Annotated in this window: 12 protein-coding genes; all 12 read right to left on the bottom strand. The window is 50.3% G+C overall.

What is annotated here, in order from left to right; translation table 11 throughout:
- Positions 1–49 precede the first annotated feature (49 nt).
- The 12 genes from purF to leuB all read right to left on the bottom strand — a co-directional run bounded on the left by purF (position 50) and on the right by leuB (position 14,743).
- The gene (gene purF / locus Q0698_RS03275) at positions 50–1,582 is read right to left on the bottom strand and encodes an amidophosphoribosyltransferase (protein WP_298633702.1); all 1,533 of its coding nucleotides are present in this window, start codon (positions 1,580–1,582) and stop codon (positions 50–52) included.
- 2 nt (positions 1,583–1,584) lie between these two features.
- Positions 1,585–2,085, bottom strand: a complete 501-nt coding sequence (locus tag Q0698_RS03280) for a CvpA family protein (protein WP_298633704.1) — start codon at positions 2,083–2,085, stop codon at positions 1,585–1,587.
- 11 nt (positions 2,086–2,096) lie between these two features.
- A complete protein-coding gene (locus tag Q0698_RS03285) occupies positions 2,097–2,612 on the bottom strand; it encodes an SPOR domain-containing protein (protein WP_298633705.1) in 516 nt (171 codons plus the stop codon).
- 7 nt (positions 2,613–2,619) lie between these two features.
- A complete protein-coding gene (folC, locus tag Q0698_RS03290; protein ID WP_298633706.1) occupies positions 2,620–3,879 on the bottom strand; it encodes a bifunctional tetrahydrofolate synthase/dihydrofolate synthase in 1,260 nt (419 codons plus the stop codon).
- Positions 3,880–4,746, bottom strand: a complete 867-nt coding sequence (gene accD, locus Q0698_RS03295) for an acetyl-CoA carboxylase, carboxyltransferase subunit beta (RefSeq protein ID WP_298633708.1) — start codon at positions 4,744–4,746, stop codon at positions 3,880–3,882. It lies immediately after the preceding gene.
- Positions 4,747–4,839: 93 nt separating this feature from the next.
- Positions 4,840–5,643: a tryptophan synthase subunit alpha gene (trpA, locus tag Q0698_RS03300; RefSeq protein WP_298633709.1), complete on the bottom strand. Its 804-nt coding sequence runs from the start codon at positions 5,641–5,643 to the stop codon at positions 4,840–4,842.
- On the bottom strand, positions 5,640–6,875 hold the full coding sequence (trpB, locus tag Q0698_RS03305) for a tryptophan synthase subunit beta (protein ID WP_298633711.1): 1,236 nt from the start codon (positions 6,873–6,875) through the stop codon (positions 5,640–5,642). The genes trpA and trpB overlap by 4 nt, the downstream gene beginning before the upstream one ends.
- 11 nt (positions 6,876–6,886) lie before the next feature.
- Complete coding sequence (locus Q0698_RS03310) at positions 6,887–7,507, bottom strand: phosphoribosylanthranilate isomerase (RefSeq protein WP_298633713.1); 621 nt, start codon at positions 7,505–7,507, stop codon at positions 6,887–6,889.
- Positions 7,508–7,597: 90 nt separating this feature from the next.
- Positions 7,598–8,449, bottom strand: a complete 852-nt coding sequence (gene truA, locus Q0698_RS03315) for a tRNA pseudouridine(38-40) synthase TruA (RefSeq protein ID WP_298633715.1) — start codon at positions 8,447–8,449, stop codon at positions 7,598–7,600.
- Positions 8,450–8,540: 91 nt separating this feature from the next.
- Positions 8,541–12,326, bottom strand: coding sequence for a FimV/HubP family polar landmark protein (locus Q0698_RS03320; protein ID WP_298633717.1), 3,786 nt, complete (start codon positions 12,324–12,326; stop codon positions 8,541–8,543).
- Between the two features lie 224 nt (positions 12,327–12,550).
- Positions 12,551–13,654, bottom strand: coding sequence for an aspartate-semialdehyde dehydrogenase (gene asd, locus Q0698_RS03325; protein WP_298633719.1), 1,104 nt, complete (start codon positions 13,652–13,654; stop codon positions 12,551–12,553).
- A gap of 9 nt (positions 13,655–13,663) precedes the next feature.
- Positions 13,664–14,743 (bottom strand): 3-isopropylmalate dehydrogenase, encoded by a 1,080-nt coding sequence (leuB, locus tag Q0698_RS03330; RefSeq protein ID WP_298633720.1) that lies wholly within the window; start codon positions 14,741–14,743, stop codon positions 13,664–13,666.
- Positions 14,744–14,745 lie beyond the last annotated feature (2 nt).

The raw sequence follows: 14,745 nt of genomic DNA on the forward strand, positions 1-14,745 counted from the left end.
ACTTTTCATTGCGACGAGCACTGACTTCCGTCAATCCTCACGGCGAAACCTAGCCAACTTCGTTATGAATGCCAACTACCGCTTCGTCTTCATCGTCTTCTTTTTTACCGTCATCACTCTTCTTCGCGGCATCATTGCGCGCCGCATCCAAGCGAAGTAAGTACTCAGCGTCTACATCTCCAGTGACGTATTCGCCACTAAAAACCGAGCACTCAAACTCTTTAATCTCTGGGTTAATACCATCAACGCAGGCAATCAGATCATCAAGATCCTGATACACTAATTTATCAGCACCAATTTCCTGTTCAACCTGCTCAACCGTGCGCCCCGAGGCAATGAGCTCCTCTGCACTCGGCATATCAATACCGTATACATTTGGATACTTCACGGCGGGTGCTGCGGAAGCAAGATAAACCTTCTTGGCGCCGGCTTCACGTGCCATTTGAATAATTTGTCGACTCGTCGTACCACGAACAATGGAATCATCGACCAGCATCACATTGCGCCCTTCAAACTCTAACGATACGCAGTTAAGCTTCTGTCGAACTGACTTCTTGCGCTGCGCCTGACCCGGCATAATGAAAGTACGACCAATGTAGCGATTCTTAACCAACCCTTCGCAGTACTTAACGCCTAAGGCCTGTGCCATGGCTAATCCCGAAACGCGAGAGGTATCTGGGATTGGAATGACCACATCAATATCGTGATCCGCCCACTCGCGCTTGATCTTTTCTGCCAATCGCTCGCCCATTCTCCGACGCGCTTTATAAACCACCACATCATCCATCACTGAGTCCGGACGAGCGAAGTAAACCTGCTCGAAAATACAGGGAGTAAGCGTTGATTTTTCGGCGCATTGCTTAGTAAAGAGCTTACCCGATTCAGTAATCACCAGCGCTTCGCCTGGGCGAACATCACGCACTAGTTCGAAGCCAAGGACATCAAGGGCAACACTCTCGGAGGCGACCATATATTCAAGCTCGCCATTTTCCGCTTCACGTTTGCCGTAAACCAGTGGGCGAATACCATTGGGATCACGGAAGGCGAAGATACCGAAACCACTGATCATACCCGTTGCCGCGTAAGCGCCGCGACAGCGTTGGTACAGCGCAGTTAATGCGGTAAAGACATCATCAGGGGTTGGGCGAAGCTTCTTCAGATCACCGAGTTCGTGGGCGAAGACGTTGAGCAGCACTTCGGAATCAGAATCGGTATTGAGGTGGCGCAGGTCCGTTCGAAACAGATCTTCCGCCAGTTCAGAGGTATTTGTCAGGTTACCGTTATGGGCCATTCCAATGCCGTAAGGCGAATTAACGTAAAATGGCTGGGCCAGTGCTGGCGACGATGAACCCGCAGTGGGATAGCGGACATGTCCGATACCAATATTGCCTTCAAGACGCTTCATGTGTCGAGTACGGAACACGTCTTTTACTAATCCGTTAGCTTTTTGGAGCTGAAACTTCCCGCGCGCACTAGTCATGATGCCGGCGGCATCCTGACCGCGATGTTGTAACAAGGTTAGCGCATCATAAATCTGCGTGTTGACGGGGCTCTGGCCAATAATACCAACGATGCCACACATACTTAACTTCTCCCGATTAGGCTTTGTAGCCAAGAATAAAATTGCTGAAAAATATCACGAGCCCAACCTTCAAACTGCTGAAACTCTGGAATAAGTAATGAGGTTTGCCACCAACCGTCTTGATCCACCGGCACTAGGCCCGGCAGAAAGACCACGGCGGCTAAAATAATGATAAAGCCTCGGCCCAAGCCAAAGACCGCGCCTAACACGCGATCGCTACCGGATAGGCCGGTGGCTTCGATAAGCAATGACAACAGACCATTAATCAATGCAACGGCCACCAAGCTGAGGACGAAGATTGCACCGAACGCGGCAAGATATCGCACTGAGGGCGCTTCAATACCAGTAAATAAGGGGGCTAACTGATCAGCGAAGGTCATCGCCAAAACAAAGGATGCAAACCAACCTATGAGACTAATGGCTTCCTTGACGAAACCGCGATAGGCGCCAATTAAGGCGGAAAAACCAATCAGACCTACGATTATCCAATCTACTGTCATCATATTATTATGCTCTAAGGTTTAAATTTCATAATAGAAGTCGTTAAGCCAAACTCTTCGCTTAAGATCTCACGCGTCTCGGTAACATTTTCAAAGACGATCATCGGACCCACCATCACTCGATAGGGTCCTGGAGCATTGCGATTTGGCGTTACAAATGACTTGAGACCTCGCACTCTCAATAGCTCCTCCAACGCATGTGCATTGGCAGCTTCGCTAAACTCCCCCGCATAGATCACCCAAGCTCTCGGTAAATTATTACCTAAGTCATCAATACTAACGCCATCAGATTCAACAATCTTGGATTCATCAAGTTGGTAAAGACTAGCGAAATAATTCTGACTGTCTGGGCTCGGAATCGTAGGAATATCTCGTGTTAAATCACGGTAATCAAGCGGCGGAGGAGGAATATTTAGGGAACCTTGAACTTGTTCCAGCTGATACCGTTCCCATAACGCAGGTATCAAGATGACGCCTATTGCGAGGAGGAAAACGAGGTTAAAGCCTAACTTACGCTTTGACTTTTTCATAGGGTCTCTAGCTAATGGTTGCTAAGCAATGTAATGCGTCGCCGACCGTATAAAACGAGCCAGCAACAAGTATTGTATCCCCATAACGGCTTTCATCCAATGCACATTGAATGGCATCCTTCACACTGGCAAAAGCTTGACTTTCATCCGTCTTTACGATGAATCGCTGTAATTCCTCAGCATTTGCCTCACGACCATTGGCATTAGGGGTTGCGAAATACCAGTGCTGAAAATGTGGTTCAAAGACCTTTAACGTAGCACTAATGTCTTTATCGTGAACCATTCCAACCACCAAGCGGTTTACTCGCTGTAATTCCTTACGCTGGATAAGATAACGCGCTGCGGCGGGATTATGCCCCACATCCAATAACCAAATTCGCCCGCCCGCCTCAATACGTTGCAAGCGCCCAGCTAAGTTCAGACCGCTTAGCAGCCTATCTAATCGTCGGTCTTTAGGGAGCAGCCCTAACCAATGACACACAGCCAGCGCAGCTGCCACCGAGGGCAACGGTAGTGAAGGAATTGCCAGGCCCTGCAAAGCAAGAACCGAGCCGTCCCTGGCGGGAAGTTTAAGTGAGAGAGAAGGCCCTTCTACCTGAAGGCTAAATTCATGATCAATGAAGTAGGGCTCGGTACATAACAACTCTGCATGTTCCCGCATCCCTTCCGGTGGATCCTGCTCGGCCACAAAGAGTGGTCTCGCTGGGCGTGCCACGCCCATCTTTTCGCGGGCAATCTGACGTCGATCAGAACCGAGCCATGCTTCGTGATCCACGGCAATCGAGGTCACCACCGCGATATCTGCATCCAGAATATTAACCGCATCAAGGCGACCACCCAGACCCACTTCAAGTAACCAAAAATCAACTCTGAGTTGGTCGAATAACCAAAACGCCGCTAAGGTTCCAGCCTCGAAATAGCTCAACCCGATGTCACCACGCGCCGCTTCAACAGCATCGAAGGCAGCAACCAAGGCCTCATCGGAGGCATCTAGTGCATTCAGGCGAACACGTTCATTGTATTTAATTAGGTGAGGAGAGGTATAGGCGCCAGTACTGTAGCCTTGGTCGCGAAGCACAGTTTCCAGTGTGCGAACGCATGAACCCTTGCCATTAGTACCGGCAACGGTGATTACCGTTCCATGAGGACGGGTTAGGCCCATCCGCTCAGCAACAAGCCGAACGCGACTTAACCCCATATCAATAGCGGTATGATGACGCTCTTCGAGCGTCAGTAACCACTCGGGAAGCGTCATCTTAGCCGACATCTAAGCCGAAGGCTCCTCTCGGTGAGTCAACTTGGATAGGATTCCAGCCAACTTATCACGCATTTCCGCGCGATGAATAATCATATCAATCGCGCCGTGCTCCAATAGGAACTCAGCGCGCTGGAAGCCCTTAGGCAACTTCTGACGAATCGTCTGTTCAATAATAGACGGGCCAGCAAAGCCAGCACGCGAACCTGGCTCAGCAATATTCAAATCACCCAAGAGTGCCAACGAAGCCGACACACCGCCATAAACCGGATCAGTCATTACACTGATATACGGAATACCCTGGGTCTTCATGCGTTCGATAACAGCCGAAGTCTTGGCCATCTGCATTAATGAGATCAAGGCTTCTTGCATTCGCGCACCACCCGTAGCTGAGAAGCATACTAAGGGGATTCCCTCGGCGAGGGCAACGTTCGCGGCGCGGGTAAATTTCTCACCCACTGCGTAGCCCATTGAACCGCCATGGAAGGCAAATTCAAACGCGACCGCAACGCAAGGGACGCCTTTTACTGAGCCCTTCATGGCTAGGATGGCGTCTTTCTCGCCCGTCTGCTTCTGCGCAGCACTGAGACGATCTTTGTACTTTTTGACATCCTTGAATTTAAGACGATCTTTGGTTTCTAGATTCGGCTCAATCTCTTCGCGCCATTCGGTATCAAGGAAGATATCTAATCGGCTACGGGCGCCAACACGCATGTGGTGCTCGCACTTTGGGCACACATCCAGATTACGTTCGAGTTCCGGACGGTATAACACCGCCTCACACTTGGGGCATTTTTTCCACAAGCCTTCAGGAATATTGGCAGCTTCGCGGTCATCTTTACCACGAACTGCAGGGACAATTTTGTCTAACCAACTCATTGATGCAATTCCAACTTTATCTTTAGCTACACAGAAACATAGCCAGCACTTTCGTGACTGGCTAGTCTATTTGTAACTATTGTAACGCTAAAACTAATCGAATGCTCGATGCATTTCACCAATTATGTGACCAAGTGCATCACTCAGGTCTTCAATAGGCGAGTCTACATGCTCCGCACAGGCATTCACTAATACGCTACCTACCACCGCACCATCTGCAACACTGGCGATAGCTCGGGCCGACTCGGCATCTTTAATACCAAAGCCAACACAGAGAGGCAAGTCGCTGTAGCCGCGCAATTGAGCTAAACGATCTGCCACGGCAGCGATATCCAAGTTCCCCGCACCGGTAACGCCCTTCAAGGACACACAGTATACGTAGCCAGAGGCTAACGATAAAATTGACTTAGCTCGCTCATCTTCGGTAGTTGGAGAAATCAAGAAGATGGTATCAAGACCATGAGCTTTGAAGATAGCATTGGGTTCCACGGCTTCCTCAGGCGGCAAATCCACGGTCAGAACGCCGTCTACACCCGCTTTAGTCGCGTTCTTTGCAAAGGTTTCGTAGCCCATTCGCTCCACGGGATTCGCATAACCCATCAATACCACGGGGGTGGTGTCATCGGTTTTGCGAAATTCGGCCACCATCTCGAGAACTTTACGCAGACTAACGCGGTTAGCTAACGCGCGCTCGTGCCCCAAAGCAATGGTTGGCCCCTCAGCCATAGGGTCAGAGAACGGCACACCGAGCTCGATAATGGTCGCTCCCTGAGCAACCATCCTATGCATCAGCGGTACCGTTGCATCAATAGCCGGGTCACCGGCTACGATATACGGAATCAGTGCCTTTTTACCTTGCGCCTTAAGCTCAGCGAGAACACCCGAGATTCGGCTCATGACTGCCCCTCCACAGAGATACCATCAATGGCAGCAACCGTCAGAATATCCTTGTCTCCACGACCCGAAAGGTTCACCACAATACTTTGATCAGGTGTCATCGTTGCCGCCAGCTTTTCGGCATAGGCTATCGCGTGAGCGGACTCCAGTGCCGGCATAATGCCTTCTGTGTGAGTCAGTTTTCGGAACGCAATTAACGCCTCGTCATCATTGATCGCCACGTAGTTGGCTCGGCCAACATCCTTTAACCAACTGTGTTCAGGTCCCACACCCGGATAGTCCAACCCCGCCGAGACTGAATGCGTCTCAATAATCTGCCCGTCCTCGTCTTCCATTAGGTAGGTACGATTACCGTGCAATACGCCTGGAATACCTGCTGACAGTGGCGCCGCATGACGACCGGTTTCGACACCATCACCGCCAGCTTCAACGCCATACATTTCTACGCCTTCGTCTTCGATAAATGGATAGAACATGCCAATAGCGTTCGAACCCCCGCCCACGCAGGCGACTAACGCATCGGGCAGCTTGCCAATCTGCTCGAGTGATTGACGGCGAGTTTCGCGGCCGATAATAGATTGGAAATCACGAACCAATTTCGGGTACGGGTGAGGGCCTGCGGCCGTCCCGATGATGTAATAGGTGTCATCGACATTAGTAACCCAATCCCGCATCGCTTCATTCATCGCATCTTTAAGGGTTTTTGAACCACTTTCTACGCTGATCACATTGGCACCTAGTAGCTTCATGCGATACACGTTAAGCGCCTGACGCTGGATATCCTCTGAGCCCATGAAGACATGACACTCTAAACCCAAACGTGCTGCAACGGTTGCTGACGCTACGCCATGCTGGCCCGCTCCGGTCTCAGCAATGATCCGCGGCTTGCCCATATGCTTCGCTAACAGCGCCTGACCAATGGTGTTATTAATTTTGTGCGCACCCGTATGGTTCAGGTCTTCGCGTTTGAGATAGATTTGTGCCCCACCCACCTCGTTCGACCATCGCTCGGCATGGTAAAGCGGTGAAGGACGCCCCACGTAATGCGCTAAATCGCGATCAAACTCGGCCCAAAACGCTGGGTCATTCGATAATTGTTCATAGGTATCTCGTAATTCATCAAGCGCTTGAATCAGAGTCTCTGATACAAAGCGGCCTCCGAATTGGCCAAAACGCCCCTGCTCATCGGGGGCTGCAGCAATTTGCTGTAACGACAGGTCTGACAACGACACAGTAGTCTCCTTCACTTTAGTAGTTCACTCGCCTTACAAAAACGAGCCATGGCTTTGGGGTCTTTCACCCCGGGTGACGCTTCAACGCCACCACTGACATCCACCCCAAGAGGGCGAATACTCTGCACGGCTTCTGACACATTTTCAGGAGTCAAACCGCCGGCAACAATACATTTGGATCGCAAGTCCTCAGGAATTAGCGACCAGTTAAAACGCCGACCGGTGCCTCCGGCTACGCCCTTTACGTATGTGTCTAGTAGAATGCCAATTGCGCGCGGATGGTCGGCGAATGCCGTCTCCACATCGCGACTAGATTGAACGCGCACGGCTTTAAGATACGGCCGCTGAAATTGTTCACAAAATTCGGCTGTTTCATCACCGTGAAACTGTAATACCTGAAGTGGCGTCGTCGCGAGTACGGTTCGGATGACGTCGGCTTCCTCGTTAACAAAAAGACCAACCGTTGTTACGAAGGGCCCTACAGCGTGACATATTTGCGTTGCTAAAGGTGCTTGAATCGCGCGCGAACTGGGCTCATAAAAAACTAAGCCAATAGCGTCAGCACCACTCTCTCGAGCCGCCACTGCATCAGCAACTGAAGTAATACCACATATTTTTACTAGCGTGCGCATAGATTCTCCCTAGCAGCCTATCGTAGCGGCAAACGACGCGCTTTACGATAACAGTTTGTGCTAGCTCATCGCACTGTTAATTATAAGTCGCTAACTAAGATGGAATGGCCCTATGGGGCCCCTTGGTAAGTTGACCCAGCTAGGATATTCCACATCGACCAGATACAAGCCTTCCGGTTTTGCGGTCACTCCAGCTTTGTTACGATCTTTGAGCTGAATTAGTTCACCTATCCAATGCGGATCGCGCTGCTCGAAGCCCACGGCCATTAAGCTGCCAACAAAATTGCGTACCATATGCAGCAGAAAGGCATTCGCCGTTACTTCAAAAACGATAAACGGCCCTTGCCGTGAAAAGTGAGCGGCGGTGACATTTCGCATCGGACTGACAGACTGACAACCTGCGCCACGGAACGAACTGAAGTCCTGTTCGCCCAGAAGCGCCTGACAAGCCTCATTCATCGCTTCGAGGTTTAGCGGTCTACGCGCCCAAGTTGCTAAACCAGCAGTATGAGTAGGCCGAGTTGCCGCAGTGCTAATTAGGTAGCGATAGGTTCTAGAGAGTGCACTGTGGCGCGCATGAAAACGCTCATCAACTGGCGTTGCCCAGCGAACGGCCACATCATTAGGTAATAGGTTATTAACGCCTTCGACCCAAGCCTTAGTGGGTCGGATGGATGGCGTGTCGAAATGGACGATTTGCCGTGTTGCATGGACCCCCGTGTCAGTACGACCGGTACAATGGGAGTTCACTGGATGATTGGCAATGGAGGATAGCGCAATCTCTAGCTGCCCCTGCACCGTTCTATCGCTGCGACCGCGTTGAATTTGATAGCCATTAAAAGACCTACCATCGTATTCAACACATAACGCTAACCGTGACTCGCCCTCAACGATCTCATAGCGACGATTAGTATCTTTAACAAAGGGCTTATTCGTTTGCACATTCACTCTCTCGCGATATCGAGTCATTCATTAAAAAAGCGGCCAAAGCCGCTTTCTTAGATTAGACAAGTTTTTAGTATTCTAAAACAATTTAAAGCTCGTCACGCATTGCTCGGGCTTCAGCTACTAATGCTTCATCGGTAGCTTCTTCGATCACTTCATCAAGCAGCTCCATGGCGCCCTCAATATCTTCCATATTGATGTAGGCACGAGCAAGGTCAAGCTTGGTAGCTGCCTCGTCAGCACCCCCTAACAAGGCGTAGTCTGCATTCTCGTCATCCGAAGGCTGCGCCGACTCTTGTTCCTCAGCCGGGTCGACAAATTCGAATGCCTCGCCAGCCAATTCAACCTCACCTAGCGACGAATCGAGTGCGTTGAGCTCGGCCTCTAAGTCAGCCATACCCTCGTCATTATCAGCATCGTTGCCATCAGCATCGTTGCCATCAGCAGCCATCACTTCATCAGAGGAAACAGCTTCAACAGGCTGTTCATCTTCTTCAAGCTCTCCAGCTGGTGCAGTGTCTAATGCCGCATCGTCTACCAATAGCTCAATAGCGCCCTCCGACTCTGGGGCTGTCTCCGCTTCTGGAGCTGTCGCTGATTCTAGCGCGATTTCTGCGCTGAGATCCTCCACCCCAAGGTCCTCAGCGGCTTCGTTATCAATCGGCGCAAGAAGATCGTCCAGCTCTGATAAACTCGAGTCAAAATCGAAGTCTTCAACGGCCTCAAGTTCACTTTCATCAAGTTCGGCAATTGAGTCCAAGTCAATCGCCAGCTCTGTCTCAGCAACAGTTTCCGACAGTGGCTCAATTTCGTCCACCGAGGAAGTCGCTAACGTGTCGTCAAATACCCCACGATCGTCATCCCCAGAAAGTTCTAGTACTGGCTCATCACTTAAGTCATTTGAGCCCGCTTTAATCGCGATGGCCTCGCCACTAAACTCAATGTCATCTTCGAACTCAGTCTTTAGATCGTCGACGACTAAAGAGGCTAACTCAGCGTCAGAAGTATCGTCATCAAGACCCGTTACGTAGGCGTCGTCAGTCGTCCAGTCAATTTCTTCCGATTGAGCAAGTAATTCCGTTTCGGTAGACGCTTGAATGTTGGTATCTTCAACTTCAACAACGTCATCTAAACTTGCCGCTGAATCGAGGGAATCAGATGATTCGATATCACTTAAACTAACAAAAGATGCTTCAAATGCCTCGTCTTCATTGCCATCAAAAGACTCACTGCCATCTAGCGCTTCCGAATCTGAATAAGCCACCGCCTCGTCTTCAACGATGTCGTCATAGTAGGAGGCTGCCGCTTGATCATCGGACTCAACGCTCGCAAAAATAGCAGGCAAATCAAGCGTTAGATCCTCTGCGGTTATCTCAACTTCTTCATCTTCAGATTCACCCTCGGTAGTCGGCTCAGCCGCTAACGCAAGCGCTACCGCTGCTGCTCCGGAGCCCTCGGCGACGGACAAGTCATCTTCATCTTCCACGGAAGGCGTTGGGAGGACTTCACTCTCGCTAACTATTTCGTCATCATTCTCTGCCAAGCTAAGCGGTTCTTCCCTACTCGCTTCAGCCTCAGAGACAACTTCAAGCTCAGCGAAATCTTCAGCCTTCAGCTCTTCGCCCATCGTTAGCGATTCATCGATAGCTTCTTCGTCTAACTCAGACTCTATTTCAATCTCGAGACCGATCTCATCATCGAATTCAGTCTCTACATTAGCTTCAACTACTTCGTCGGCTTCAACTTCAGCCTCTACTTCAGCCTCTACTTCAGCCTCTACTTCAGCCTCTACTTCAGCCTCTACTTCATGCGAATCGTAACCATCTAAGCCAAACTCATCATTACTTGAAGGGCTTTCACCTACCTCGGGCGCTTCAGTCGAATCGGTAGTGGTTCGTTCCGCGCTAAGATCAAAATCCTCGAGATCGAGCTCAAAATCCGCATTGACCTCAGTGGCCGCTTCAGTAGTCAGTTCATCGTTGGCGCTATCAGCCGCTGGTGAAGTTTCCATATCGGCGTACAGGGAATCTAAATCACCTAGCTCAAAGTCAGACTCATCCAGCACGTCGTCGTGTTGGTCGTTCATGTGACTCGCTGCAATCGCCTCTTCGGCTGATTCTGCTGACTCAACCAGCAAATCATCCGCATTAGAGGCTTCTTCCGCCGCGAAACTCGCCCGCAAACCATCGATTTGAGTCTGTACAGACTCGTCGCCTTCTACATTAAGAACATCCGCTTGCTCATCAAAGGCATCTTGATCATTCAGTAATACCAAAACTTCGAGTAACTTTAACCGCGCTGCGGTGTCCGACGCATCTCTCTGAAGAGCACCTTCAAGCAAATTACGCGCCTGTTCGAATTGATCGAATGCTAAGTACCCTTCCGCTGCAGCGATGGGAGATTCGGCATTCAACTCTTCGTCATAGGTCGAATCCACGGACTCAAGGTAGTCAACCAACGTCGATTCCAATTTATCGTCATCGATATCGAGGCTTACTTTGCCATCATTGAAGCCTTCTCTTCGTGCTTCAGCAAGAAGTTCTTGAACCGCACCGCCTTTCGTTGCATCGTCTGAATTAACTAGCGGCTCATTCGAATTACTGTCGGTGTTTTGCTGACGTCGACGCCAGAGGAATCCGCCCAGTATTAAAGCTAAGCCACCTAGCCCTATACCCTGATAGATGGGCTGAGCATACCAGGCGGGCGAATCATTAGTCTGCGCTTGCACGAGCTTGGGTGATTCATCCTGTGGTGTTTCTGCAGGAGCCGTCACGGCAGCGCTTGGTTCAGTCGAAGCGGATTCACTCACTGGCTCAGGCATCTCAACAATCTCGTCATTGAGTGTGTTCACCGCGTCGGCTTGATTCGCTGCAGCTTGAATACGCGCCAACTCTTCAGAGCGTAGCTCGACCAGCTCCGACATGACCTGATTTTGTTCTTCTAAGCTCTCAAGCTGTCTACGTAACTCATCATTTTCATTGCGCAGCCCATCGAGTTCTTCACCTAGTTGGCTTTCTACGTCGTCACCAGCTGTCACTGACAAAGTACCGACTGAACTACCGGTCTGACCATCATTGAGACGGCCGGATACCTGTGCACCAGTTTGCGAGCGAACCTGAGATACGGCATCATCTTGATAAATAGAACGAACCGCTGATTCACTTGGAATCGCTAGGGTTGCGCCGCGCATTAAACGATTAATATCGCCATCAATAAAGGCTTCTGGATTCGTTTGCTGCAGCGCCACAATCATTTGTTGAACGCTGATGTCCGCCGCCGGTTTAATTGATTTAGCGATACTCCAAAGCGTGTCACCATCGCGAACGAAATAACCACTGCTCGAGTTCGCCTTATCCGCTGCCTGGTTTTCGCGCACTGCGACGGTCGCCGCTGGAGTTGCCGCAGGGATGTTCACTGGCTGCTCCGAGCGTCGCGATTGTTCGACCACTGTGGGACGCTGAATTGGAGCCGTTACGGCTGGACCCGCTAAGGTTGGTAGATCCATTAATAGTGTGTATTCACGCAACACCTTGCCTGAGGCCCACTTCGCCTCAACCAAAAAACTAAGGTAGGGCTCACGAACGGGATCTGCACTACTCACCACCACCACGCCACGCTCAACGTCTAAGCGAAAATTCAGCCGAGAGAGAAATGGAGCGCGATCAAGCTGACTTAATTCAAAAGCCCGCTGATCTGCGAGCCGAACAACAAGGCTTTCAGCATCAAATGACGAAGCATCAATGAGGCGGATTTCCGCAGCCAATGGCTCATTGAGAGATGAGGTCAAGGTAACCTCACCCAACCCGAGTGAGTAACTCAGTGAGGAAGTTAACGAAGCAACAGCGGTTGCAGTAACGAGTACTTTACGCAGCATTATTTATATTATCCTTTATCGCTTTTTTAACTCGATCTCATTGCTAATGACGCAGAGCTAGACGGAGTTATACTAAAAAGAGTATATCGCGATAACTTCGAAGTTTTAAACCTTTAACGAACCCAATGCGAACAAATTAACAGTTTTAGGTAAATAAAGGCGCTAAAAGTACAAAACCACCGCTAGGATGGTTTTGATCGATAGAACTGAGTCTCCGTACTCGCTTAACTACGAAGAATCGCTAACATCCGTCGGAGTGGCTCCGCTGCACCCCATAAGAGCTGGTCTCCCACCGTGAACGCTGAGAGGTATTCAGGCCCCATATTCATTTTGCGAACTCGTCCTACTGGCACAGCCAAACCGCCGGTTACCGCAGCCGGTGTCAGCGCGGATAGACTCGCATCGCGGTGATTATCAATCCATTTTGACCAGGGCGTTGCTGCCTTGATAATGGCTTCAATGTCATCCATCGGGACGTTGCGATTGAGCTTGAGCGTCAAACCCTGACTGTGACAACGCATTGCTCCAACTCGGACACAGATACCATCAAGCGGGATATCCTGCTTCGATGCTAGTATTTTATTGGTCTCACATTGCGCCTTCCACTCTTCTCGGCTCTGGCCGTTAGCCAATTGAGTATCAATGAAAGGTAATAGGCTACCTGCCAGAGGATAGCCAAATTGCGCTTTGGGATAGCCATCGCTGTTGAGTGCTGCCGTGATCTGGCGATCAATATCCAAAATTGAGCTTGCTGGGTTGGCCAACGGCTCGGCTACCGCTTCCTTCAGATAACCCATCTGTTGGATTAGCTCGCGCATATTCTTCGCACCTGAGCCACTCGCAGCCTGGTAGGTCATTGCAGAACCCCACTCAACCAAGCCCTCTTTGAAGAGTCCACCGACAGCCATCAACATCAGCGAAACGGTACAGTTACCGCCAATAAAGTCCTTAACACCACTGTTTAGCGATTGGTCAATCACTCCACGATTGATGGGATCCAGAACAATAGCGGCCTCATCACTCATTCGTAATGAGGAGGCAGCATCAATCCAGTAACCATTCCAGCCCGTTGCCCGCAACTTTGCCTGCACAGCCTTCGTGTAGTCGCCACCCTGACAACTAATAATCACTTCCTGAGCACACAACGCATCAATATTATAGGCGTCTTCCAAAGCTGGACAGCTAACACCCACATCCGGTGCAGCACCACCTACATTTGAGGTAGTAAAGAATACTGGCTGCAAACCTTTGAAGTCATCTTCCGCTAGCATGCGCTCCAGTAATACTGAGCCCACCATGCCACGCCAACCTACAAATCCTACTTTCACGTGTAATACCTACTTCGACAATTCATTACAGACGGCTTGACCCATTTCAACCGTGCCAATTTTTGTGCAGCCATCAGAATAGATATCCGGAGTGCGCAAACCGCTTTCCAAAACACGCTCCACGGCTGCTTCAATTTGATCTGCTACCTGCGCCTCACCAAGAGAGTAGCGCAGCATCATCGCTACTGACAGTATAGTCGCCAGCGGATTCGCTAAGTTTTGCCCAGCAATATCGGGAGCCGAGCCATGGCATGGTTCATACATACCGCGTCCCTGCTCATCCAATGATGCTGACGGCAGCATACCAATCGAACCGGTTAGCATCGCCGCGGCATCAGACAAAATATCACCAAACATATTGCCCGTGACCATCACGTCAAATTGCTTAGGTGCTTTGACCAACTGCATGGCCGCGTTATCAACATACATATGTGAAAGTTCAACATCTGGATACTGCGGTGCAATGTCATTCAACACTTCACGCCACAACACCGTAACTTCCAGTACATTCGCCTTATCAACTGAACACAATTTCCGATTGCGTTGCTGCGCCAAGCTGAAGGCCAAATGCGCAATTCGACGAATCTCAGACTCGCGATAAACGTAGGTGTTGAAGCCCTCACGCTCTCCATTTTCAAGTTCGCGTACACCGCGTGGCTGACCGAAGTAGATCCCGCCCGTTAGCTCACGGACAATCAATAGGTCCAAGCCCGAGACAATTTCCGGCTTCAGCGAGGAAGCATCGGCTAGTTGCGGGTATAACAGCGCGGGACGCAGATTACCGAATAATTCAAGCTCAGAGCGAATGCCCAGCAAGCCCTTTTCTGGGCGCTTTGCCATGGGCAGGTGATCCCACTGAGGACCCCCTACAGCACCTAGCAAAATAGCATCGCTCGCCTTCGCGGCGGTTAATGTGGCTTCAGGTAACGGTTCACCCGAAGCTTCAATAGCGGCACCGCCTAACAACCCATCAACCAACTCAATATCCAAATTGTGCTGTTGGATAACTAATTCAAATACTGCTCGGGCTGCACCCATTATCTCAGGGCCAATACCGTCACCGGGGAGAACTAAAACTTGCTGACTCATAA

The organism is uncultured Umboniibacter sp., from assembly GCF_947497555.1.
Classification (GTDB): Bacteria; Pseudomonadota; Gammaproteobacteria; order Pseudomonadales; family DSM-25080; genus Umboniibacter.

Excerpts from the sequence above, each read along its gene's own strand:
- purF (WP_298633702.1), bottom strand. The coding sequence starts at position 1,582 with ATGTGTGGCATCGTTGGTATTATTGGCCAGAGCCCCGTCAACACGCAG.
- Q0698_RS03280 (WP_298633704.1), bottom strand. The coding sequence starts at position 2,085 with ATGATGACAGTAGATTGGATAATCGTAGGTCTGATTGGTTTTTCCGCC.
- Q0698_RS03285 (WP_298633705.1), bottom strand. The coding sequence starts at position 2,612 with ATGAAAAAGTCAAAGCGTAAGTTAGGCTTTAACCTCGTTTTCCTCCTC.
- folC (WP_298633706.1), bottom strand. The coding sequence starts at position 3,879 with ATGTCGGCTAAGATGACGCTTCCCGAGTGGTTACTGACGCTCGAAGAG.
- accD (WP_298633708.1), bottom strand. The coding sequence starts at position 4,746 with ATGAGTTGGTTAGACAAAATTGTCCCTGCAGTTCGTGGTAAAGATGAC.
- trpA (WP_298633709.1), bottom strand. The coding sequence starts at position 5,643 with ATGAGCCGAATCTCGGGTGTTCTCGCTGAGCTTAAGGCGCAAGGTAAA.
- Q0698_RS03310 (WP_298633713.1), bottom strand. The coding sequence starts at position 7,507 with ATGCGCACGCTAGTAAAAATATGTGGTATTACTTCAGTTGCTGATGCA.
- Q0698_RS03320 (WP_298633717.1), bottom strand. The coding sequence starts at position 12,326 with ATGCTGCGTAAAGTACTCGTTACTGCAACCGCTGTTGCTTCGTTAACT.
- leuB (WP_298633720.1), bottom strand. The coding sequence starts at position 14,743 with ATGAGTCAGCAAGTTTTAGTTCTCCCCGGTGACGGTATTGGCCCTGAG.